This window comes from Leucobacter edaphi, assembly GCF_016522535.1.
Classification (GTDB): Bacteria; Actinomycetota; Actinomycetes; order Actinomycetales; family Microbacteriaceae; genus Leucobacter; species Leucobacter edaphi.
Genome location: NZ_JAEHOI010000011.1, coordinates 205345 through 227983, shown reverse-complemented (window position 1 = coordinate 227983; position 22639 = coordinate 205345). Strand labels below are relative to the sequence as shown.

Sequence of the window (22639 nt, the reverse complement as noted above, 5' to 3'; positions counted from 1 at the left end):
TTCCCACCATTACGATATTGAAATGACGACTCTCGTGTGGCTTCGCGACGATCTGCGGCTGGGAGACAACCCGGCGCTCACCGCGGCTGCCGACGATGCTGACGGCGTGATCGTGCTCTACGTGCTCGACGAGGAGTCGGAGTACGTGCGCCCGCTCGGGGGTGCCGCGAAGTGGTGGCTGCATCATTCGCTGCTCTCGCTGCGGGAGGCGCTCGGTCGGCGCGGGATCCCGCTCGTGCTCCGGCGGGGTGCGGCGGAAGAACAGGTGCCGCGAGTTGTCAGGGAAAGCGGCGCCGATCGGGTGCTGTGGAATCGTCGCTACGGCCAGGCGCGCTCCCACGATGCCGCGCTCAAGGCGGCGCTCCGCGAGTCGGGGATCACGGTGCGGTCCTCCCCGGGCGACCTGCTGTTCGAGCCCTGGACCGTCGCCACCCAGTCGGGCGGGCCCTACCGGGTGTACTCGGCCTTCTGGCGGGCGTGCACGGCAGGCCCGCCGCCGGCTGAGCCGCTGCCGATCCCCGAGGGGCTTCTTCCCTCGAAACGAACCGTCGAGAGCGAGGAGCTGTCCTCCTGGGGTCTCCTCCCAACGGATCCCGATTGGGCCGGCGGGATCGCGGCGCGGTGGGAGCCGGGGGAGGCCTCGGCCGTGCGCGCGCTCGAGGCGTTCCTCGAAACGAGGGTGCAGCGCTACGCCCGCAGGGATTTCCCTGCGGAGGAGACAGGATCCGAGCTGTCCCCGCACCTGCGGTGGGGCGAAATCAGCCCCCGCCAGGTGTGGCATCGCACGCTCCGCGCGGGCGGGGACACCGGAATGTTCCTCTCCGAACTCGGCTGGCGAGAATTCGCCAAGCACACCGCCTTTCACTTCGGCCCGCTTGAATCGAGCAATCTCAACCCGCGCTTCGATGCCTTCCCGTGGCTCACCGAGGCCGACGAGGGGTTCGACGCCTGGAAGGCCGGGAAGACAGGCTTCGGGATCGTCGACGCCGGAATGCAGGAGCTCTGGCGGACGGGCTTCATGCACAATCGCGTGCGCATGATCGCGGCGTCGCTCCTCACGAAGAATCTGGGCCTCCACTGGCGGATCGGCGAGTCCTGGTTCTGGGACACCCTCGTCGACGCGGACGAGGCCAGCAACCCGTTCAACTGGCAGTGGGTGGCCGGATCGGGCGTCGACGCTGCCCCCTACTTCCGGATCTTCAACCCCGAACTGCAGCAGAAGAAGTTCGATCCCGAGGGCGCCTATGTGGAGCGCTGGGCGCCGTACAGCGTGGCCCTGCCCCAGATCATCGACCTGAAATCCACGCGCGGCGACGCGCTCCAGGCCTACCGCGCCCTGCCCAGCTGAGGCCGGTGCTTCCGCTGGGGCGCTAGAGATCCAGGTCCCGGATCGCCGCTTCGGCGGTGTCGTGTGTGAAGGCGAATCCGGTCTGCGCGAGAACGCTCGGTGTGACGCGCGCGTCCGCGGTGAGCAGTGACTCCGTCGCATCGGTTCCGAGCGCGAGCTTCAGGACCGGGGTCGGGGCCGGAAGGAAGAATGGGCGCCGCATCTTCCGGGCGAGTGCCCGCCCGATCTCGGCGTTGGTCGCGGCGACGGGGCCAGCGAGGTTCACGGGACCCGCGATCCGGCTGTCGATCACGTGCAGAATGGCCCGTACCTCGTCCTCGAGGGAGATCCACGGCCAGACCTGGCGTCCGCTGCCGAGCGGGCCGCCGAGCCCGAAGCGGGTGAGCTGGATCATCGGCCGCAGCACGCCACGCGGGTGCAAGATCGGGGAGGTGCGCAGGAGCGCGACGCTCGCCACGTCTTCCGCCCGGAGCGCCTCGGCCTCCCACGTTTCGCACAGCCGCGCGAGAAAGGTGTCGCCCACCGGCGACTTCTCCGTGAGTTCCACGCCCGGCGCGGAACCGTAGAACCCGGACGCGGACGCCGAGAGCAGTGCAGGGACGGGCTCGCCGTTCTTCGCCAGAGCGTGCAGCGCGTTGACGATCGTCCGCGTTCCCTCGACCCTCGAGCGGACGAGGGTCTCGCGGTACGTCCTGGTCCAGGGCAGCCGCCCCACGCTCGCCCCGCCAAGTGAGACGATCGCCGCGGCGCCGCGAATCGCGTCCGCGTCCAGCCGACCCGCGGCCGGATCCCAGCTGATCTCATCGGCGGATCGCGCCTCGCGCCGCACGAGACGCGTCACCCGCGTTCCCCGATCCCGCAGTGCACTCGCGAGCGCGGTGCCGATGAGGCCGGAGGCCCCCGAAATGATGACGCTCATGAGTGCTACTCCCTGGTCAGCGCTTCCCGTTGCCGTAGTTCGGTCCAGCAGCGCGTGTGGGTGCCATTCTCGCCCGGCGACGGGCCAGTTTCCAATTTTCTCTCTCGCGTGTGTTCGGTGAGCGCCGTCCGTGTCAGTGGTGCCATCCATACTCGATCCATGAAGATTCGAGCGACCGCCGCATTCGACACCTCGCACTCCCGGTTCGAGGCGGAATCCGCGGCGCAATCGATCTCGGAGCTCGAGGCCGAGTACGCGGCGGGACGCATCGCAGCGCCGGCGTACTTCGAGCGCAAGCAGAGCCTGGTTCGCCTGTATCTGCGTCAGACCACGAGCCCGCGCCGGCGACGGCGATACGAGGATGAGGAACCGGAGGAGGCTGCAGACCAGGGGTAATAGGCAGGCGCTGTGTGCACGCCATGGTTAGGGTAGAAACGTTCCGGAGCAATCGAGGAGAGCGAATGCGAGCCCTGAAATTCAGCGATGAGGCTGAAAACGAGATCGCGGTTTGCGACGAGACGGACGAGGTCGCCTTCGAGAAACTGATCGGCTTCGTGGAAGCCCACATCAGTGCGGAGAATTCGGTCTTCTACATTGAGGACGAGGAGGCCTCGGAACTTCTCGCGCTGTTCTTCGATCGCGGCTTCGTCCTACGAGCGCGCACCGAGGGCGATGAGGTACAGGAGTTCCATGCCCCGTACGCCGGCGACGTACTCGACGTGGCCTCCGAGTTCATCATCAACGGCTTCGACGCGCTGACCCCGCTCGGCTACTGGTTCTCCGACCCAGACGAACTCCTCACCGAACTCCACCGCTCCGAGTTCGACGAGTCGACGCTGCGCGTTACCACGGTGTTCGAACTCAGACGCCGCCTGCGGATACTGTCGCTCATCAGCGGATTCACCCCCGGCGGCGCGGAAGAGAACTCCGGCGAGGCCGAGCGCACGGGGTTCGACACCCCGGCAGGCGATCGGGTCCGCGCCGTGTTCGCGCCCGACGGTCGGGGGCTTCTCGCGATCTTCGACCGCACCAGCCCTTACGCCGCACCCGAGGCCCTCGCGCGCTGCCACGAAATGTTCGACGGCGTCCCGCCGGACCTCCTCGCGCTCTCCGCGGAGGTCGCCGCAGAGCCGGTCACGGGGGTCGTCCTGTTCTCGGCGCCACCAGCGCTCACGAGCGGGACCTTCGCCCGGCTTCGCGAGGAACGGACCCCGGTCGAAGAGCTCGGCATCGATCGGCTCCTCGGACCCTTACTTCGGCTCGACGAGTTCTCGGTTGAGAACGTCGCCGCGATCGCCGACTGGTGGAGTCCGGAGCAGGTGGCGGCCGGATTCCTCGAGGCCGGGCAGCGTTCGGCCTGGTCGGCAGGAGTGGTGCGTCGCGATGCGGCAGAGTTCGAGCAGTTCGGACGCATCGCGCGCGCCTTCGGCGACTACGATCCGCAGGAAACGAATTATGTCGTCTTCGGAGGCGGCGGTGGAACCGAAAACCCCGTGCGGGATCAGCTCCTCGCCATCAGCGCCGACCTCGGGTTCCCCGCGATCGCCGCGCCCGCGCACTCGGGGCCGCAGGAGGTTTGGATCCCCATCGAACCGCGCCTCCGCGTCGAATTGAGCTGGGCGAGCGCCCTGCTCAAAGAGCTCTCTCGCGCGGGCCTCGCGGAGGGGTGGTATCGCTGGTGCGACCGGGACCGCGACTGGGCCCTCGACACCGGCACCGGCACCGACATCGCAGAGGACTCCCTCGGAAGCGCGCTGAGCGGCTTCGCGGCACTCCCGGTCGAAGAGTTCATGGGAGCGTACGCGCGGGCTGGCGCGGCGGTGCAACGCGGCTCGACGCACTTCGCTGACCCGCGCAAGCGCTCGTTCACCGTCGAGGTCGCCTTCGGCAGAGTGACCGCCAGGCTCGAGGTTGAACTCGGCCGCGGAATGAACTCCGAGAACATGGCCTTTTCCGTCCTCACCGACGGGGTCGAGTACCGGCCACCGGAATCGCTGCCGGCGCTCGCCGCCGAGCTCATAGGAATCCGCAAGGAGGCCATCACCCACCGCGATGCCCCCTACCCGCGCCCCATCATCTCGAGCCGCAGTCACCTCGAGGTTTCGGCCAGGGAGATCGTAGAGATGCTGGGCGCCGTCGCGAGGCGCTGGGACGCGCAGGCCTCCCGCGCCGGCGAAATCCGTGGCGACGTGCGCGTGTTCCTCGACGCCCTCGGGGCGCGGGAGGGCGAGCCAGCGCTCGACCGGGCGCTCGCGTTCCTGGGCGGCGAACACGGCGTCGAGAAGTTCAACGACGTCCAGCCCGCAGAGAAATACCTGCTCATGTCCGATCGCGGCGTCGAATTCCTGCTGATTGGCGAGGAGGTCGACACGGTGTTCCTCCACACCGACACCCGGGGCGCGCACCGCGAATACCGGCGCACCCCCGATCTCGTGCGGGGGATCGGCCCGTGGCCGACGATGGACGACATTAGGCGCACCCTCGGCGAGCCGGTCCGGGAGTCCGCCCACTTTCTCAGCTACGCCGCGGGGGATGGCTACGTGCAGTTCGACTTCCCGTCCGGGCAGCTCGAACTCATCGTCGTCATGCGACGGCTCGAAGACGGACCGACGCGGGCCGCGCAGGGCGCGGATGGCGAGCAGGGCGCGGATGGCGAGCAGAGCGCGGGGCATGCTGGCGCCCGCGAAACTTCGCCCCGAGAAGCAGTATCGAGTCGCGGTCTCCTGCCCGCCGATGCGATCACGGGCCAACTGGCGAAATTCCTCGAGGCGCTCGGCACGCCACTCCACTCGCCGGAGCACCAGCACCTCATCGTGCTCTCCGGCCCCGCGCTCGAGGTCACGGAAGCCGGGCTCGAGGGCGAAGAGCCCGGACGAAACGAGCACTACGAGCGCACGGGCGTGCTCCTGCATTTCGCGCAGGAGATCCTGATCGGGGCCTTGATCAGGATCCGTGATCCGGAGCGGAGCGTCTACCAGGACGCCGACAAGCTCATCGACGGACTCCCGCTCCCCGCGACCCGCGCGCAGGTGCTCGACCGCTTCGGCCCGCCCCGTGAGGCCGTCGAACCCGAAGCGCCGTGGGGCTTCGATCTCTATCGCATCGGAGACGACCGCTATCTCCGCTTCGACTACGCGGGCGGCAGCGTCGCGACCGTGACCATGTCCTACATCGTGCCGGAGCGCGACTCACCGACCCGCACGTGAAGCGGCAGACTACAGCTCCCGGATCGTGAGCCCGCCGGGGATCTCGCCCTCCTCGAACCAGAGGCGGAACACCGGCGTCACCGATGCCGAGGTCCACACCTCGTGCGGATACACCTCCTGAACGTTCGATTGGATCGGGACTTCCTCCTCGGGCGCGTACTCGAACACGGCGCGGTCGAAGTCCGCCTTCCGCCCGATCACGTATTGCCGGAACCGGCCGTCCACGAGCCGCCGCATCTCGAACGTCATCCGGCCGCGCCGGCCCCCGACCTGGAGGTACTCACCGGGACCGCCGTCCCGCATCACCTCGGTCAGCCGGTAATCGCCGTCGAACGGAGCAGGAAGGCGAGACCACCACTCCGCGAACACCCGATCGCCATCGAGGTGCTTGAACGCGGTGCCGGCCGCGAACGGATTGCCGGGATTGTCCGGATTCGGGACGGCGCGCGAGTGGGTTCCCCGCGCGCCGACCACTGTCTTCACGTGCGTCGGAATCGTTTCCTCGCTCATGCCGTCAGTCTCTCACGGCGACACCCTCGGGGGTCCGATCAGGATCGGAAACCGGAACACGACGCGCCGTTGCATGCGGTCCCGCCGTCGCAGCCGAGACGAGTGCTGCGGTCACCTCGTGGACGGGCGCGGAGAAGAGCTCCTCAGTGGCGCCGTCCTCGACGATCCGGCCATCGCTGAGCACCACGGTGCGCGAGCACAGCGCGCGCACGGCAGCGAGATCGTGCGAGACGAACACGAGGGCCACCCCGCGTTCCTCGCGCAGTCGCCCGAGCAGGCCGATCACCTCGGACTGCGTTGCCGCGTCGAGCGCGGAGACCGGCTCGTCGCACACCAGAATGTCCGGCTCGGCCGCGAGCGCGCGCGCAATCGCCACCCGCTGACGCTGACCCCCCGACAGCGAAGCCGGCGCCCGCCCGAGCAGCGACGGGTCCAGGCCGACCGATCGGAGCAGCTCGGCGGGTGACGGTGCAGCAGGGGACCGGCGCGAGGCCCCGATGATGCGCTCGACCCGCCAGCGCGGATCGAAGGTCGACAGCGGGTCCTGCGGAATAAGCCTGATCGTGGGCGGGCCCGCGGGGCCAGGGCATCGATCGATCTCGCCGCTGTCCGGTCGTTCCGCGCCCACGAGCAGCCGCGCGAGCGTCGTTTTGCCTGCACCGGAGGAACCGACGATCCCGAGTGACTCCCCGGCGCGCAGCGCGAGCGAGATCCCGCGCACGCCGGTCTCGCCGCCGTCCGGAGCGGCGAAAATTCGAGACACCTCGCGCAGCGCGAGGAGCTCGGGACCGAGTCGCGGCGCGGGGGCCGGGTGACCGTCCGGGATCGCGGCGACGAGCTCCCTGGCGGTGCGGCTCCGCGGGGCGGTGAGCACCTGGCGGGTGCTGCCGATCTCCACGATGCGGCCGCCGTCGAGCACGGCGACGCGATCCGCGATGCGGGAGACGGCCGCGAGGTCGTGGCTGACGAGCACGATCCCGGTGCCGGCATCCCGTAGCGAGCCGAGCAGGTCGAGCACGCGGCCGGCGGTCACCGGGTCGAGCGCGGTTGTCGGCTCGTCCGCGATGAGCACCGCCGGTTCCCCGACGATCGCGGACGCGATGAGCGCTCGCTGGCGCATGCCCCCCGAGAGCTGGCCCGGCCGCTGGGCGAGGCGTTCGGCAGCGCCGGCGAGTCCCGCGGCGGTCAGCGCGCGGATCGACTCCGCGTCCCGTCCCTTTCGTCTCACTCCGCGAACGGCGAGTGCCTCGCCGACCTCGGCGCCGATCGTCCGGAGCCCGTCGAGGGACTGCAGCGCGTCCTGGAGGACGAGCGCCACGGTGCGGCCGCGCAGGCGACGCCACGTGGACTGGCGGGCCCGCCGGAGATCCTGGCCCGCGATTTCGAATCGCTCGCCGGTGACCCGCCACGCGGGATCGGCCTGTGTGAGGCCGAGGAGCGTGCGCGCGAGGACGGACTTTCCGGCGCCGGAGGGGCCGACGATCGCGAGGCACTCGCCCGCGCGGACGCTCACGTCGACGTCGCTCACGATCCGTTCGCCCCGGCGCCCCTCGACGGACACTCCGTAGGCCACGAGCTGGGGCCGCTCACCGGCCGCCGGTGATCCGGTCGTGCCTCCGACGGGCCCGGCCGGACTCAGCCGCTGCTGCGTCGTGTTCATTGGTCCTGCCTCCTGTTCGCGAATCGACGGCCGAGCACCGTCAGAGCGGCGGCGGTGGCCACGAGCGCGAGGCCGGGGCCGAGCGTCATCCACCACGCGGACGCGAGGTACACGCGCCCGGAGTTGAGCATGGCGCCCCACTCGGGTGACGGCGGCGCGGTTCCCAATCCGAGGAATCCGAGCGCGGAAACCCACACGACGGCCTGTGCAATCCCGAGCGTCGCCGCTGACACGAGCGGCCACAGCGCGTTCGGCGCAATGTGCCGCACGAGGATCGCGGCCCGCCCGACGCCGTCGAGGCGGGCGTATTCGACGTATCCACTCGAGGCGACGCCGCGAATGCTGGCGCGCAGCATGCGGGCGTAGCCCGGGATCGTCGAGAGCCCGATCGCGATGACCGCCGCGGTCGTTCCCCCGCCGATCACGGCGATGAGGAGCAGTGCGACGACGAGCGTCGGCAGCGCGAACAGCACCTCGAAGAGCCGGCCGAGCGCGGCATCGAGCACGCGCGGCCCGAGCGCGGCGGCGGCGCCCAGGACGGCCCCGATCCCGATCCCGATCGCCGTGGCGGCGGCCCCGATCCCGATCGAGGCGCTCGCCCCGTGGATGACGCGGGTGAGCACGTCCCTGCCCGACTCGTCCGTGCCGAAGGGGTGGGAGAGCGTCGGCGGGGTGAACGCGTCGACGGGACTGATCCCGAGCGGATCGCCAGGGGCGAGGATCCGGGGTGCCGCGATGGCGACCGCCGCGAGCACGAGGAATCCGAGCGACAGGAAGCCCTGCCACCCGAGGGTGCGGCCGAGCGCCGCCCACGCGGACGTGCGCCGCGCCGGTCCGCCGCCGGAAGGTGCGAGCCGGGCGTCGGCGCTCGCGCCGGCCGTGCGCTGCCCGCTCACGGGGTCACCCGCCTGGCTCGCGGATCGACCACGCGCTCGAGCGCGTCCGAGGCGAACATCACGACAACGTAGGCGAGCGCGACGACCACGACCACACCGGTGACCACGGGCATGTCGCGCACCGTCGCCGCGTCGAGCAGCAAGCGCCCGAGACCCGGACGCGCGAACAGGGCCTCCACCACGACCGCGCCGCTCAGGAGCGAGCCATACGCCCAGCCCGAGAGCGCGAGGGCCGGAAGCGCAGCGTGCCGGAGCGTGTGCACGAGCAGCACGCGCGGCTCCGATGCCCCGCGGCTGCGAGCCGTCGTCGCGAAGGGCGCGTCGTCGAGCGTATCGAGCGAGCCGCGCACCACGTGGGCCAGGTAGCCCGCGACGGGGACGGCGAGCGTCACGATCGGGAGAAGCAGGGCGCTCGGGGCGAAACCGCTGCTCGTCGCGGGAAACCAGCCGAGTCCGGCCGCGAAGATCAGGATCAGGAGCGCGCCGAGGAAGAACGGCGGGATCACCGAGGCGACGGTCTCGATCCCCGCGAGAATGCCGCGGGCGGCGCGCCCGATCCGCCCGCGGTTCGCGACGCCGATCAGCGCTCCAGCGACCACGAATGCCCACGCGAGCAGCAGCGCGAGCGTGGCGATGAGGAAGGTGGAGGGAATTTGCGCAAGGAGCAGCTCCGAGACGGGGAGCTTGCGCGAGTAGGAGTCCCCGAACTGCAGCGTCGCGGTGCGCCACAGCATCATCAGGTATTGCACGAAAACGGGCAGGTCGAGCCCGTATTCGGCGCGAGCGCGGGCCACGGTCTCGGGGCCGGCCTCGGAGCCGGGCCCGCCGAGGACCGCCTCGAGCGGGTCGCCCGACGCGCGCAGTGCGAAGAACACGATCGTCGCCGTCGCCCACACGACGAGCGCGGCCGCGCCGACCCGGGCGAGAATCGCTCGCCCGAGCCGACGCGGTGTGGTGGTGCGCTGAGTCACTTCGTGAGCTTGGCGTTGATCATCGTCGGCGTCGCGATGGTGCCGAGCGAGGTGACGCCCGTCGCGCCGTTCACCAGGAAGTGATTCTGCTGATCATAGAGCGGCAGGATCACGAAGCTCTCCATCACCAGCTTCTGCGCGTTCGCGGCGGCCGCCTTCCGCTTCGCGGGGTCAGCGTTCGTCGCTGCGTCCACGAGCAGGGCGTCGATCTTGGGGTCGGAGATCTGCGCGTGGTTTGCGAAGTAGCCGGACGGGGCCGGCGTGATGTTCGCGGAGTGGTAGAGGGTGCGCAGCACGTCGGGCCCGACCTTCGTGTAGGGCGCGCTGACGGCCTCGTACTCCTTGGCGCTCAGGGCCTTGTGCCAGGACGGCAGGTCGACCGGGTTCAGCTTCAACTCGAAGCCCACCTTGCCGGTGTTCGCCTGGATCTGCTCGAACAGCGACTGCTCCGCCGCGTTCGACTGGTTCGTGCTGACCGGGATGCGCACGGTGAGGCGCTTGCCGTCCTTGGTGCGTACTCCGTCCGCACCCTTCGTCTTCCACCCCGCCTCGTCGAGCAGCCGCTCGGCAGCCTTCGGATCGGTCTTGAACAGGGATTCGTCAGAGATACCGAACGGTTCCGTGCTCGCGAGGGGCGAGAAGCTGCGCTTCGCGGTGCCGTGGAACAGGGTCTCGATTCCGGGGCCAGGATCGGCGGCGCGGACGAAGGCCTCGCGCACGCGGATGTCGTCGAACGGCGTCTGGCCGGAGTTCAGCTCGATCCGGTTCACCGATCCGGGACGGGGGGCGTCGATGTGGGTGAATCCGGCGCCCTTGGCGGCGGCGATATCCGCGGGCAGCGGGTTATCGATCACGTTCACCTCGCCCGAGGCGAGCGCGGCCTGGCGGGTGGCGGCGTCGGGGATGTATCGCCACTCGATGCCGTCGAGGTGCGCGGGGCCGGAGTGATCGGCCTCGGGGGAGGTCGACACGTAGTCATCGTTGCGGACGAGCGTGATCTTCTCCTGCTGAACTCGCGATTCGACCTTGAAGGGGCCCGTGCCGATCGGGGCCTTGCAGTTCTCCTCCATGCCCCGCTTGAGCCCAGCGGGAGACTCCATGGCGATCCAGTGCTGGCTCAGCGACTCGGGCAGCGCGGAGTCGGGTGCGGAGAGGGTGAAGCGCACGTGCGTCGGATCGATGGCGGTGACCTTCGTCACCTTCTTGAGCGCGACGAAGCCCGTGGACGACTGGGTCTTCGGATCCTGGATGTGGGCGATATTCGCGGCGACGGCCTCGGCGTCGAAGGGGGTTCCGTCGGTGAACTTCACGTCATCGCGCAGGGTGATGTCCCAGCTCAGGCCGTCAGCGGCGGCCTTCCACTCGGTGGCGAGCCAGGGGACGATCTGGCCCTTGTCGTCGCGGCCGAAGAGGGGCTCGAGGAACTGCGTCGCCACGAGGGCCTGCGGGTAGTTGCCGCCGACGTGGGGGTCCAGGCACGCGGGCTCGGCGTCGCCGGTGGCATACACGAGGACGCCGCCATCCCGGGTCTCCGGGGCGCTCGGCGCGGCGGGGGCGCACGCGGCGAGCGAGAGCACGCCGAGAGCCGCGAGCGCGGCTCCCAGGCGAACGGGCAGTTTCGTGAAATGGGGGGAACAGCGCATCAGTATGGTCTCCGTTGATTTGTTAGATCGAGAACAACAAATGAACAATAGCTCATTTTGCATGCCCAGTAGGGTTGACGCATGTCATCTCCAGGGCGCGGCAGACCGCGCGCATCGTCTCGTGAGGAGCTCGCGGACGCCGCAACCGAGCTCTTTCTCGAGCGTGGCTACGCCGCGACGGCGATCGCCGATATCACGCGACGCGCCGGTGTGAGCAGGGCAAGTTTCTTCAATTACTTCGCATCGAAGTCGGCCCTGCTGTGGGACGTCTTCGACTGCAGGGTGGAGGCGCTCGAGGCCGGACTGGCCGGCCCCGACGGCTCGCTCGAACGCGGACTCGATGCGTTCGCCAACGGCGAGTCGCCCGCGGTGCTCGCCCTCGCGATCGTCGACGCGCGCACCATGGGACTCGAGGAAGAGCTCTCGCAGTCGCGCGCGGAGCGACAGCTCCGAATCGCGGCCGCGCTCGAGGCGCAACTGCGGCGCGACGGAGAAACTCCCGTTCGTGCCGCAGCTCGCGGGGGCGGGTACGCCGCGGCGCTCCTCGCAGCCGTCTGGGGATGGGCCGATCGCGGTGCGGGGCGGCACGATCTGGCAGCGGCGATCCGCGACGCGATCGGCGAGGCGCGCGAACTGCTCGGGTAGCCCGATTCGGGCCAGCGTCGGCCTTGAGCGACGGTCCCTGCGCCCTAGCCGGTCTTCGCCGCGGACTTCTCGGCGCTCGCCGCATTCAGGATGCGATGCACGTGCATCCGTGACAGATGCACGGCCGCGGCGATCGCGGTGACCTTGGTGCCCGCGGCGTGTGCGTCAAGAATCGCCTGATCGCGCTTTGCGCGTGCGGTTTCAAGACGGATCGCCGCGCGCGTGAGTTCCTGTTCGTGGTCGATGCTCATCTCATTCCAATCGGGAAGGGGTGATGCGGTCGGCTCGATGGGGTGCGCTTCCGAGCATACGTGCTCAAACAGGGGAACGCGCGGGTGAAGCAGCGTGAGGGTGAGGCGGGTGAGGTGGGGCGGGTGGGGTGAGCGACCCGATCGCGGCACGTGACCGCTAGAGCATCGCGGCGAGGCGGGTGCCCTGATCGATCGCCCGCTTCGCATCGAGTTCGGCAGCGACATCGGCGCCGCCGATGATGTGCGCCGTGATCCCGTCCGCCGCGAGCGCGTCCGCGAGACCCCGGTCGGGCTCCTGGCCGGCGCACACCACGACGGAGTCCACCTCGAGCACGCGTTCCTCGCCGTCGACCTCGATCCGCAGGCCCGCGTCATCGATACCGAGGTAGTTCACGCCAGCGAGCATCTGCACGCCGCGGCGGGAGAGCTCGGCGCGATGGATCCACCCGGTGGTCTTCCCGAGGCCTGCGCCGGGTTTCCCCGCGCGCCGCTGCAGCATGACAACCGACCGGGCACTCGGCTCCGGGGCTGGCGGCGCGGTGGCGAGCCCTGCGGTGTCGTACTCAGCCGGGTCGACGCCCCAGTGCGCGAGGAACCCGGCGATATCGGCGGGGTCTTCCTCGCCGAGCTGCGTCAACGCCTCGGCGACGTCGAATCCGATCGCCCCCGATCCGAGGATCGCGACCCGGTCGCCGACATGGGCGCCGTTGATCGCGTCGATGTATCCCAGCACCTCGGGGCGGTCGATCCCCGGGATCTCGGGCGTGCGCGGCAGCACGCCCGTTGCGATCACCACCTCGTCGAACGCGTCCTCAGCGAGAGACCCCGCCGTCGCGCGCTGGCCGAGACGGAGCTCGACGCCCGTCTCCTCGATCCTGCCCGCGAAGTAGCGCAGTGTCTCCCGGAACTCGCTCTTGCCCGGGACCTGCAGCGCGAGGTTGAGCTGACCGCCGATGCGTTCCGCGGCCTCGTACAGGGTGACGCTGTGACCGCGAGAGGCGGCCGTCGTTGCGCAGGCGAGTCCGGCGGGGCCCGAGCCGACAACCGCGATCCGTTTCCGTTCGATGGCGGGCGCGATCAGGAGCTCCGTTTCGCGACCCGCGCGCGGATTGACGAGGCAGCTCGCGGGCTTCCCGGCGAAGGTGTGATCGAGGCAGGCCTGATTGCAGCCGATGCACGTGTTGATGCGGTCCGAACGCCCTGCTTGGGCTTTCGACACGAACTCGGGATCCGCGAGGAACGGGCGCGCGAGCGACACCATGTCGGCGACCCCCTCGGCGATGAGCCGCTCAGCGGTCTCGGGGGTGTTGATCCTGTTCGTTGTGATCAGGGGAATCCCGGCGCGCCCCGAGAGTCGCTTCGTGACCCAGGCGAACGCGGCGCGCGGCACGGACCCGGCAATCGTCGGCACGCGGGCCTCGTGCCAGCCGATGCCCGTGTTGATCGCGGAGGCGCCGGCCTCCTCGACGAGCCGCGCGAGCTCCGCCACCTCGGCGAACGGAGCTCCGTCCGGCACGAGATCGAGCATCGACAGGCGGTAGATGATCAGGAACTCCGGTCCGACGGCCGCCCGCACACTCCGCAGCACCTCGAGCGGGAAGCGCGTGCGACCCGCGAAGTCGCCGCCCCAGCGATCGCTCCGATGATTGGTGCGGGGCGCAGTGAACTGGTTGATCAGGTATCCCTCCGACCCCATGATCTCGACGCCGTCGTACCCAGCCTCGCGGGCGAGCCGGGCGGCGCGCGCGTAGTCCTCGACGGTCTGCTCGATCTCCTCGGAGCTGAGCTCGCGCGGCGGGAGCGGAGAGATCGGGGCCTGCAGCGGGCTCGGAGCGACGAGCCCGGGGTGGGCGGCATAGCGTCCCGCGTGGAGCAGCTGCAGCGCGATCCGCCCGCCAGCGGCGTGCACGGCGGAGGTGACCGTGCGGTGCCCGGAGAGGTCGGCCGCATCGTCGAGCACCGCCGATCCGGGGGTGAGGCGACCGGCCGCGTTCGGTGAGACGCCGCCGGTAACGATGAGCGCTGCGCCCGCCGCTGCGCGCTCGCGGTAGAAGGCGGCGAGACGCTCGGGGCCGTCGGCGTCCTCCTCGAATCCGAGATGCATCGAACCCATGATGACTCGGTTCGGGAGGGTGATCCCGCCGAGCTCGAGCGGTGCGAAGAGATGCGGGAAGTCGGTCTTCGTCATGCAGCCCCCTGGTTCAGCGTCGCCGCGGCGCCGCGGCCCCCCGAATGTAGCGGGGTGCGTGGCGAGTGTCGAACCGCGTGTAGGGAACGTACAAACGCGCGGGTGCCCGCCTCGAATCGCGTGACGCCGCGGGTGCGGGTGCGGGTGCGGGTGCGGGTGCGGTTGTGGGCCTGGGTGAGGGGAACGCCGAGCGGCGCCGTTGTCGGCACCGCGCTTCGGGAACGATCGTTGGGCCCGGAAAACAGAAACGGAGGCCGGGCGAATGCCCGACCTCCGAAAGCGCCGCGTGAAATTAGATCGCGCGGATGTTGCTTGCCTGCAGTCCCTTCGGGCCCTGCTCGACGTCGAACTCGACGCGCTGGTTCTCGAAGAGATCGCGACGGCCGCTGCCCTGGATCGCGGTGAAGTGCGCGAACACGTCGGACGCCCCGTCATCGGGGGTAATGAAGCCGAAGCCCTTTTCGGAGTTGAACCATTTCACGGTGCCGGTGGCCATATGTTTTCCTTCGTTGTAGCTGGCCGCGAGAGCGGCCTTGGGTCCACGGCGACGAGGTCGTCGTGAGTATTTGGGAGCCGCCGTGAGGCGGCGAGCCAGGCGGGTCGGGTTTCCCCCCGGACACGCGACATGACTGGTTCACTACTGAGCCTATCCGAACGGATCTTCTCCGACGAGGGGAATCCCGAGAATTGTTACTTTCCGCCGCAAATGGGGTGTTTGGGAGTGCGACGTGCGGCGATCGGCGACTGCTCGGAGGGCGTTCCCCGACTTGGAACGGGCCCCGGTGTGACGTATCATCAAGTTATAGTCAATCTGACTTTAATTGTTCGAGTGGCCCTGATGCCGCATCGACCGGGGAGAATGGGCAATGTACGCCGAAGCGAGTGCGAGCGAGCGCAAGTTCCTGCCGCCGGCCGTCGCGGTCTCGGTGGTCGCGTTCGCGCTGCGTCCCCCGGTCGGCGCGGCCGTGGGGCACGAGCGGGACGGCGCCCAGGGTGGGGAATCCACGCTGTGGCTGCCCCTCGTGCGGCGAACCCGCGAGCCGTTCAGGGGGCGCTGGGCACTCCCCGGCGGGCCCACGAGATGGGACGAAACGCTCACGGATACCGCGCTGCGCGCGTCCCGCTGGGCGGTGCGGCGCGAACCGAGCTACCTCGAGCAGCTCTACTCCTTTGGGGGAGTGGAACGCTCGGCGGAGGCGCAGCGTCTCGTCACGATCGCGTACTGGGCCCTGTTCAGCGAGGACGTCCTGGCCTCGGTGGGCGGGCAGCAAGGAGTTGGCGATGTCCCCGGTGCCGGGGGAGCGCGGGCTGCGGACGGCGCCGGGCGTCGCGCTGCGCGGGGCGAGGAGAACGGACCGCGAGACCGCGGGGAGGCGCAGGACGACGCCCGGCGGTCGAGCCGCTGGGACGATCCCGAGCCGCTGCGAGCGCAGGATCCGGAACCCGAGCTCTCGGAGGCCTGCTGGTTCTCGGCCGACGCGCTTCCCGAACTCGCGTTCGACCACGATCGGATCGTCGCGACCGCGCTCGAACGCCTGCGCTCGCGGACCGAGTACGCGGCGATCGCGCACCACTTTCTCGGCGCAGAATTCACGCTCGCCCGGCTGCGCTCCGTCCACGAGGCGGTGCGCGGGCACGCTGTCGATCCCGCGAATTTCCGCAGGCAGACCCTGGCGAGAGGCGTGCTCGTGGAGACCGGAGGCGTCGAGTCCGGCGGCGCCGGGCGTCCGGCGAGGCTGTATCGATTTCGCGAGGAGCCCGCGCAGGGCCGCCTCGATACCCCGGATCCGTCACTCACGAGGAGCACAGCATGACGAGCGTCAACGAACTGATCCGCGCCGCAGCGGCGCGCGAGACTTCGACCAGGCCGCCGGGCGGAGCCCAGAAGCCGGGAGCGCCCGCTCACCGAAGGCCGATCGCCCTGCGCGCCACAGGCCTCACGAGCTGCGGCACCGGGCTCGCAGAGGACCCGTGGACGATCGACCGCGAAGAAGGCTACGGTCCCGGCGCCTCCGTCGAGGACCCGATCCCGGGTGATGCCCCGCGGCAGGGGCCGCTCCCCGCCGAATACACGGAGGCGAGCGAGGAGGAACTGCACGCACGCATCGTCGCCGCCAAGGAGGCGCTCGGCGACCGGGTCAGGATCCTCGGGCACTTCTACCAGCGCGATGAGATCGTGCAGCACGCGGATTTCGTCGGGGACTCCTTCATGCTCGCGCAGGCGGCGAAGAGTCACCCCGAGGCCGAGGCATTCGTGTTCTGCGGCGTGCACTTCATGGCGGAAACGGCCGACATTCTCTCGGGCCCCGATCAGGCCGTCATTCTGCCGAACCTCGCGGCGGGATGCTCGATGGCGGACATGGCAACGATCGAACAGGTCGAGGACTGCTGGCGCGAACTGGTATTCGAGTTCGGCGTCGAACCGGACGCCCAGGGCCGGCAGCCCGTGATCCCGGTCACCTATATGAATTCCTCCGCCGCGATCAAGGCGTTTTGCGGCAGGAACGGGGGAATCGTGTGCACCTCGTCGAACGCGCGCACCGTGCTCGAGTGGGCATTCGCGCGCGGGCAGCGGGTGGTCTTCTTCCCGGACCAGCACCTCGGCCGGAACACGGCGAAGGCGATGGGCATCACCGAGGATGAGATGCCGCTGTGGCGTCCGCACCTGCCGCTGGGAGGCAACACGACGCAGGCGCTTCGCGAGTCGAAGGTGATTCTCTGGAACGGCTTCTGCTCGGTGCACAAGCGCTTCACCGTGGATCAGATCGAGCGGGCCAGAGCGGAGTTCCCGGGGGTCCGCGTGATCGTGCATCCGGAGTGCCCCGCCGCGGTCGTCGAGGCCGCCGACGGTGCGGGATCGACCGAATACATTCGCAAGGAGATCGAGGCGGCAGCCCCCGGGAGCGTGATCGCGGTCGGCACGGAGATCAACCTGGTGAACCGGCTGCAGGAGCAGCACCCCGAACTGACGGTCTTCTGTCTCGACCCCGTGGTGTGCCCGTGCTCGACCATGTACAGGATTCATCCCGCGTACCTCGCCTGGACGCTCGAGTCCCTGCTCGCGGGGGAGATTCCGAATCGAATCGTCGTTGCGGACGATGTCGCAGGGGATTCCAGGGTGGCCCTCGAGCGGATGCTTGCGGCGCGGCCGTGATCCTCGTGATCGGGGCCGGCGTCGCCGGGCTGTCCGCGGCGCTCGCCGCGGCGGCGGATGGCACGGCCGTGACACTCGTCACACCGGGCAGGCTCGAGATTTCGGACGGTTGCGACGCCGAGGCCGTCGCGGTGGGCGGCGGGAATACCGCACTCGCGCAGGGCGGGATCGCGGCCGCCATCGGTCCGGGCGACTCCGCGACCGAACACGCGGCAGACACGATCGCGGCGGGTGCGGGGATCGTCGATGCCGAGGCGGCGACTCAGCTGACGGAGCGTGGCCGGAGCGCGGTGAAGCGTCTCCTGCTGGGCGGGTTTCCCGCGGATCGCGGGGTGAGCGGGGAGCCACTGCTCGGCCTCGAGGGAGCGCACCGACGCCCGAGGATCGTGCACGCAGGGGAGGACCGATCCGGGGCCGCGCTGCATCGGCACCTCGTGGCGCGGCTCCGGCCCCTCGTGCGCTCCGGGGCGATCAGCGTGCTTTCGGAGTGCAGTGCAGACTCCCTGATCACGGAGTACGGCGCCGTCACTGGTGCGGTGCTGCGAGGAGCAGATGGGCGCTGTCGGCGCTTTGCGGCGGACGCGGTCGTGCTCGCCACGGGCGGATACGCGGGACTCTTCCGCGGCAGCTCGAACCACGCGGGTGCGCGGGGCGAGGGGGTCGTCCTTGCCGCTCGGGCGGGCGCCGTCGTCGCGGACCTCGAGTTCGTGCAGTTTCACCCGACCGTGCTGCACGGAACCGGCCTGCTCGTGTCCGAGGCGGTTCGCGGTGCGGGGGCCGTGCTGCGCGACGAGTCGGGGCGCCGGTTCATGCCCGCTGTGGATCGGCGCGCGGAACTCGCCTCGCGAGATGTGGTGTCTCGCGCCCTGCACCGCATCATCGGGCGGCAGAGCGGCCGCCCCGTGTGGCTCGACGCGACGGGGATCGAGGCCGACGGCGGCACGGGAACGCTCGCGCGACGTTTCCCGCGGATCACCGAGGCCGCCGCCGCTGCCGGATTCGACTGGGCGAGAGAACCGATTCCGGTGTCGCCGGCCGCGCACTACGCGATGGGCGGTGTGCTCTCGGATCTCGACGGGAGGACGACCGTTCCCGGCCTGTTCGTCGCGGGTGAGGTCGCCTCGACCGGCGTGCACGGGGCCAACCGACTGGCCTCGAACTCCCTGCTCGAGGGCCTGGTCTTCGGAGAAATCGCCGGTCGTGTCGCCGCTGAATTCGCGGCGACCGCCGCGGGCTGCCGACTGTGGGTGCCGCGGGGCGCGGGATTCCGCGCGGTCGCGGCGCGCGCGGGAACGACCGGGTTGCTTCCCACGGGCGTGATCAGCGGTGGTGCTGCTGGGGCACCAGGAAGCGACGTCGAGGAAGCAGGTCTGCTCGACGCCTTCGATTCGGGACTCGGGATCGAACGTGACGCCGCGGGAATCGCGCGCGCGGCAGCGATCGCCGCTGGCGCCGTGGGGCCCGTGGCCGCGCTGCTCGCGATGCTGTGCGAGGCCGCGGCGAACCGCACGGAGTCGCGCGGTTCGCACGCGCGCGCGGACTTCCCGGAGGAGCGCGCCGCGCACGCCGAGCGCCGGGGCTTCGCCCCGCGTTTCCCAGTGGATCCGCCACGGGAGGCGTATCCGGCTCACACCACAGTCCGATCATCGAGGAGCGTTCCGGAATGCTGACCCGTCACACCATCGAAACCGTTGTCGAGTCTGCGCTCGCGGAGGACGCCCCGTGGGGTGACCTCACGGTCGAGCTGACCATACCCGTCGAGGCGACTCTGGAGACGGTGCTCTCGGCCCGGGAGCCTGGTGTCTTCGCCGGCGGGCCGCTGCTCCTGGAGGTGTTTCGCCAGACCGACCAGCGGATCAAGATCGAGGGCCTGCTCGCAGAGGGAACCCCCTTCGTCGCGGGCGATGCGCTCGCCCGGATCGCCGGCCCGGCCCGAGGAATTCTCACCGGGGAGCGCGTGGCGCTGAACCTGCTGCAGCGAATGTCTGGAATCGCGACGCTCACCAGCCGTTTCGTGGCTGCTGTGGCGCACACTCGTGCGCGCATCGCCGACACCAGGAAGACCACTCCAGGGCTTCGCGCGCTGGAGAAGCACGCGGTTCGGGCGGGCGGAGGCAGCAATCATCGTTTCAGCCTCTCGGACGCGGTCATGGTGAAGGACAACCATCTTGCTGCGCTCGGCGCCGTCGATGGGCCGAGCACGACGGCCGCGCTCCGCGGTCTCCGCGACCGCGCCGGGCACACAGCGTCGATCGTGGTCGAGGTCGACCGGCTCGAGCAGCTCGAGGCCGTGATCGCAGCGCGTCCGACGGGGATTCTGCTCGACAACTTCACCCCGGCGGAGCTCGCCGAGGGAGTGCGGATGATCGCGGGCCGGTGCGTCGTCGAGGCCAGCGGCGGGGTCAATCTCGATTCGGTCTCCGCGACCGCGGAATCCGGCGTCGATGTGATCTCGGTGGGGCAGCTCACCCACGGAGCGCGCGCGCTCGACCTCGGGCTCGACGCGGTGACCGCGTGAGCGTGCAGCATCCGGGGTATCTGGACGCCGCGGCAACGGCCGAGCTCCGGCCGGAGGCCGAGGCGGCGATCCTGGAGGCACTGCGGGCGGGGCAGGCGAACCCGTCGAGCGTGCACTCGGCCGGGCATCGCGCGGGAACCGCACTCGATGAGGCGCGCGCCACCGTGGCTCGTGCGCTCGGGGCGCGTCCCTCCGAGGTCGTGTTCACGTCGGGAGGCTCCGAGGCGAACAACCTTGCCGTGATCGGGCTCGCCCTGGCATCTTCCCGCGGAAAGCACCTGATTACGACCGAGATCGAGCATCCGTCGGTGCGCGAGGCGTGCGAGTTTCTGGTGCGCAGGCTCGGATTCGAGCTCACCGCGCTGCCCGTGGATTCCCTTGGGCGCCTCAACCCCGAAGCCGTCCGGGAGGCGCTGCGTCCCGACACCGCGCTCGTGACGGTCGGGCTCGCGAACGCCGAGGTGGGGACCGTCCAGCCGATCGGCGAGATCTCCGCTGTGGTGCGGGAGGCCGGTGCGCTGCTCCACACCGACGCCGTGCAGGCCGCGGCGGCACTCCCGGTTTCGTTCGGCTCCGCGCGCGTGAGCCCGCAGGAAAACGGGCCGGCAGCAACGCGAGGGCACGGTGAGGATGCGAATCGGCCCGCCTCGGACGGGTGGCCCGGTTTCGCCGTCGACGCGATGTCGGTCGCGTCGCACAAGTTCGGGGGACCGCAGGGAGCCGGTGCGCTGCTGCTCCGGACAGGAATCCCGATCGAGCCGCTGATTCACGGCGGAGGACAGGAGGGCGGCGCGAGGTCGGGCACCGAGAACCTGCTCGGCCTGGCGGGCTTCGCCGCTGCGGTGCAGGCCGCCGCTCTCGACGCCGGGACGCGAGCGCTGGGCCTTCTCTCGGCGCGAGACTCCCTGATCGCACGGGTGATCGACCGGGTTCCCGGTGCTCGGTTGACGGGCGATCCGATGGAACGGCTGCCCGGCCACGCCTCCTTCGTCGTGGAGGGGGTGAGCGGGGAATCCTTGCTCGTGGCCCTTGACGCGGCCGGATTCGCGGTCTCCTCGGGTTCCGCCTGCGCGGCCGGGCAGGACGAACCCTCCCCGGTGCTGCTCGCGCTGGGCTACGACCCTGATCTCGCGCGCACCGCGATCCGCTTCACGTTCGACCGTCCGCTCGCGGAAGCAGCGATCGACCGGATCGCAGAGGTCCTTCGGCGGGAAGTCCTCGGCGCGCGCTAGGGGAGCCGAGAGCTGGCGGGCCATCACGCTGAACGCCGATCCACGTCGCGGAGCGCAAACGGGATGACCGGTTCAGCGGCGACCCGTGCCACGGTGGCCACGACGGGGTGGTCCGGACGGATGTCCCGCGCGCGATCGAGGAGCGCGCCGGCGACTGACTGCACCCCGCCGAGCCACCAGAGCCAGGCGGCAAGCGCGAGCGGCCCGGGGCGAAGCTCGGCAGGCAGCGCTCCGCACGCCTCCAGGACGCGGGCCCGCGCGGCCGCGATCACCCTGTGGTCAGGAAGCGCACCTGCCGTCATCTCGAGAAAGCCGCTGAGTGAGGCGAACGGCAGCCCAATGTCGCTCGTCCCCGCGCGCGGCTCGAGGGGGAGCCCGAGCACCGCGCGCGGGCCCTGCTCCACGGCGAGTTCCGCGGGGAAACGCGGCCGCGTCAGGAGGGCGAGCGCGATCACGAACCAGCCGTCCGTGTCGTTCGCGCGGAGTCCGAGCCTGGCCACCGCGCGCGGGGACGGCCCGGGCTCGCCGTCTTTCGCGGACAAGCCGCGAGCAAGAGCGGCCGTCTCCACGATCCACCGCAGCGCGCGCACGGGCTCGTCGTCTCGGACGCGCGAGCGGGGAGGCAGCCCGCGATCCGTGAGACGCTCGGGGAGACGGCCGCGAGTCGGATTCTTCGCGTGCTCCGAGGCGGGAGCGGCCGCGAGGGCGAGGCGAACGGCCGCCCGCTCGGACGCTGCGGCCTCGGGAACGGTGCTGAGCTCGGCGAGACTCGGCGGTTCCGCCAGCCCCTCGGCCACGCTCGAGACGGGGCTCGCCTGGATCTCGCTCAGTGGACGGCCGGTGGCCGGGGCGGACTCGTCGAGGTAGCTCGCCCAGCCGTCGGCCGCGCGGCAGCAGGCCTCTCGGGCCGGCACCCCATCCCTGCGCAGCCGACGGACGATCACGGTGGCGAGTTCCCGCCAGGGCGCGTGCCCGGAATCGCGGAACGTGCGGCTCGTGGTGATGACGATGGCGGGGATTGCCCGCTCGCCCGGCGCCGCGAAACGCGCGCGCAGCGCGACCTCTCCGATGAGGTCGATGAGCGGTTCCCACTCTCGCGGGGAGTGCTTCCCGGGGAGATCGACGCGCATCGCGCAGCGGGCGCGAACCCCCTGGAACAGCAAGAGGAACAGGCTGTCATTCGCGGTGAAGCCGGTGAGCCGCGGAAGCGCGGCGATGAGATCGGCTGTGGTGCGGCACGTGAGAACGCGCGGGCCGGTTCGCGCTTCGGGAGGGGTCGTGGCCCCGCGCAGAGCGATGGCTGGCGGCGGCTGGATGGAGGGGTGCTCAGGAAGGGTCATGCGCCCATGCTCGGTCAGCCGGGGCCCGGCATCGCGGTTCTCCACAGCATTGGCGCTGCCGCCGCGGCAATCGCGCAAGTTGGCCGCCTGTGGACGACAACGGCCGCGGGCGCGGACCGCCGCCCTGAGGCGATCGGCCCGCGCCCGCGCGGTGCGTC

Annotated in this window: 19 protein-coding genes; 9 read left to right on the top strand and 10 right to left on the bottom strand. The window is 70.4% G+C overall.

All coding sequences use genetic code 11. The features are described 5' to 3' along the window. Positions 1-22: 22 nt before the first annotated feature. Complete coding sequence (locus tag JD292_RS11135) at positions 23-1348, top strand: cryptochrome/photolyase family protein (protein WP_200132824.1); 1326 nt, start codon at positions 23-25, stop codon at positions 1346-1348. 22 nt (positions 1349-1370) lie between these two features. Here JD292_RS11135 and JD292_RS11130 read toward each other — a convergent pair whose 3' ends face one another. Continuing rightward, entirely contained in the window at positions 1371-2267 is an 897-nt protein-coding gene (locus tag JD292_RS11130; RefSeq protein WP_200132823.1) for a TIGR01777 family oxidoreductase, read from the bottom strand. A 159-nt stretch (positions 2268-2426) separates the two neighbouring features. On the opposite strand from JD292_RS11130, the gene JD292_RS11125 reads away from it, so the two are divergent. Together JD292_RS11125 and JD292_RS11120 are read left to right on the top strand one after the other, a co-directional pair. Next, complete coding sequence (locus tag JD292_RS11125) at positions 2427-2663, top strand: hypothetical protein (RefSeq protein WP_200132822.1); 237 nt, start codon at positions 2427-2429, stop codon at positions 2661-2663. A 65-nt stretch (positions 2664-2728) separates the two neighbouring features. After that, entirely contained in the window at positions 2729-5473 is a 2745-nt protein-coding gene (locus JD292_RS11120; RefSeq protein WP_200132821.1) for a DUF6357 family protein, read from the top strand. A gap of 9 nt (positions 5474-5482) precedes the next feature. Here the strand turns inward: JD292_RS11120 and JD292_RS11115 are convergent, their stop codons facing one another. Genes JD292_RS11115 through JD292_RS11095 form a run of 5 tightly spaced genes read right to left on the bottom strand, consistent with a single transcriptional unit; the run spans position 5483 to position 11153 of the window. After that, positions 5483-5983, bottom strand: a complete 501-nt coding sequence (locus tag JD292_RS11115) for a hypothetical protein (protein WP_200132820.1) — start codon at positions 5981-5983, stop codon at positions 5483-5485. A 4-nt stretch (positions 5984-5987) separates the two neighbouring features. Further along, entirely contained in the window at positions 5988-7643 is a 1656-nt protein-coding gene (locus tag JD292_RS11110) for an ABC transporter ATP-binding protein (RefSeq protein ID WP_200132819.1), read from the bottom strand. After that, the gene (locus JD292_RS11105; protein ID WP_200132818.1) at positions 7640-8539 is read right to left on the bottom strand and encodes an ABC transporter permease; all 900 of its coding nucleotides are present in this window, start codon (positions 8537-8539) and stop codon (positions 7640-7642) included. Before JD292_RS11105 ends, JD292_RS11110 begins: the two co-directional genes overlap by 4 nt. After that, entirely contained in the window at positions 8536-9510 is a 975-nt protein-coding gene (locus JD292_RS11100; protein ID WP_200132817.1) for an ABC transporter permease, read from the bottom strand. Before JD292_RS11100 ends, JD292_RS11105 begins: the two co-directional genes overlap by 4 nt. Beyond that, on the bottom strand, positions 9507-11153 hold the full coding sequence (locus tag JD292_RS11095; protein ID WP_200132816.1) for an ABC transporter substrate-binding protein: 1647 nt from the start codon (positions 11151-11153) through the stop codon (positions 9507-9509). Before JD292_RS11095 ends, JD292_RS11100 begins: the two co-directional genes overlap by 4 nt. A gap of 81 nt (positions 11154-11234) precedes the next feature. Here JD292_RS11095 and JD292_RS11090 point away from each other — a divergent pair, with 81 nt between their 5' ends. Further along, positions 11235-11798 carry a TetR/AcrR family transcriptional regulator gene (locus JD292_RS11090; RefSeq protein WP_200132815.1) on the top strand — a complete coding sequence of 188 codons (564 nt, stop codon included), beginning with the start codon at positions 11235-11237 and terminating at the stop codon, positions 11796-11798. A gap of 44 nt (positions 11799-11842) precedes the next feature. On the opposite strand, the gene JD292_RS11085 is transcribed toward JD292_RS11090, so the two are convergent. The 3 genes from JD292_RS11085 to JD292_RS11075 all read right to left on the bottom strand — a co-directional run bounded on the left by JD292_RS11085 (position 11843) and on the right by JD292_RS11075 (position 14733). Continuing rightward, entirely contained in the window at positions 11843-12049 is a 207-nt protein-coding gene (locus JD292_RS11085) for a helix-turn-helix domain-containing protein (protein ID WP_200132814.1), read from the bottom strand. A 157-nt stretch (positions 12050-12206) separates the two neighbouring features. Beyond that, the gene (locus JD292_RS11080) at positions 12207-14237 is read right to left on the bottom strand and encodes an oxidoreductase (RefSeq protein ID WP_200132813.1); all 2031 of its coding nucleotides are present in this window, start codon (positions 14235-14237) and stop codon (positions 12207-12209) included. Between the two features lie 292 nt (positions 14238-14529). Next, on the bottom strand, positions 14530-14733 hold the full coding sequence (locus tag JD292_RS11075) for a cold-shock protein (RefSeq protein ID WP_200132812.1): 204 nt from the start codon (positions 14731-14733) through the stop codon (positions 14530-14532). Between the two features lie 370 nt (positions 14734-15103). Between JD292_RS11075 and JD292_RS11070 the strand changes: the two genes are divergently transcribed. Genes JD292_RS11070 through JD292_RS11050 form a run of 5 tightly spaced genes read left to right on the top strand, consistent with a single transcriptional unit; the run spans position 15104 to position 21141 of the window. Next, on the top strand, positions 15104-16051 hold the full coding sequence (locus tag JD292_RS11070; protein WP_200132811.1) for an NUDIX hydrolase: 948 nt from the start codon (positions 15104-15106) through the stop codon (positions 16049-16051). After that, a complete protein-coding gene (gene nadA, locus JD292_RS11065; protein ID WP_200132810.1) occupies positions 16048-17391 on the top strand; it encodes a quinolinate synthase NadA in 1344 nt (447 codons plus the stop codon). The genes JD292_RS11070 and nadA overlap by 4 nt, the downstream gene beginning before the upstream one ends. Next, positions 17388-19061 (top strand): L-aspartate oxidase, encoded by a 1674-nt coding sequence (locus JD292_RS11060; RefSeq protein ID WP_200132809.1) that lies wholly within the window; start codon positions 17388-17390, stop codon positions 19059-19061. The genes nadA and JD292_RS11060 overlap by 4 nt, the downstream gene beginning before the upstream one ends. After that, positions 19055-19909, top strand: a complete 855-nt coding sequence (nadC, locus tag JD292_RS11055; RefSeq protein ID WP_200132808.1) for a carboxylating nicotinate-nucleotide diphosphorylase — start codon at positions 19055-19057, stop codon at positions 19907-19909. Before JD292_RS11060 ends, nadC begins: the two co-directional genes overlap by 7 nt. Further along, positions 19906-21141 carry a cysteine desulfurase family protein gene (locus tag JD292_RS11050; RefSeq protein WP_200132807.1) on the top strand — a complete coding sequence of 412 codons (1236 nt, stop codon included), beginning with the start codon at positions 19906-19908 and terminating at the stop codon, positions 21139-21141. Before nadC ends, JD292_RS11050 begins: the two co-directional genes overlap by 4 nt. A 23-nt stretch (positions 21142-21164) precedes the next feature. Here JD292_RS11050 and JD292_RS11045 read toward each other — a convergent pair whose 3' ends face one another. Next, positions 21165-22481 (bottom strand): DUF4192 family protein, encoded by a 1317-nt coding sequence (locus JD292_RS11045; protein WP_200132806.1) that lies wholly within the window; start codon positions 22479-22481, stop codon positions 21165-21167. Between the last annotated feature and the right edge of the window lie 158 nt (positions 22482-22639).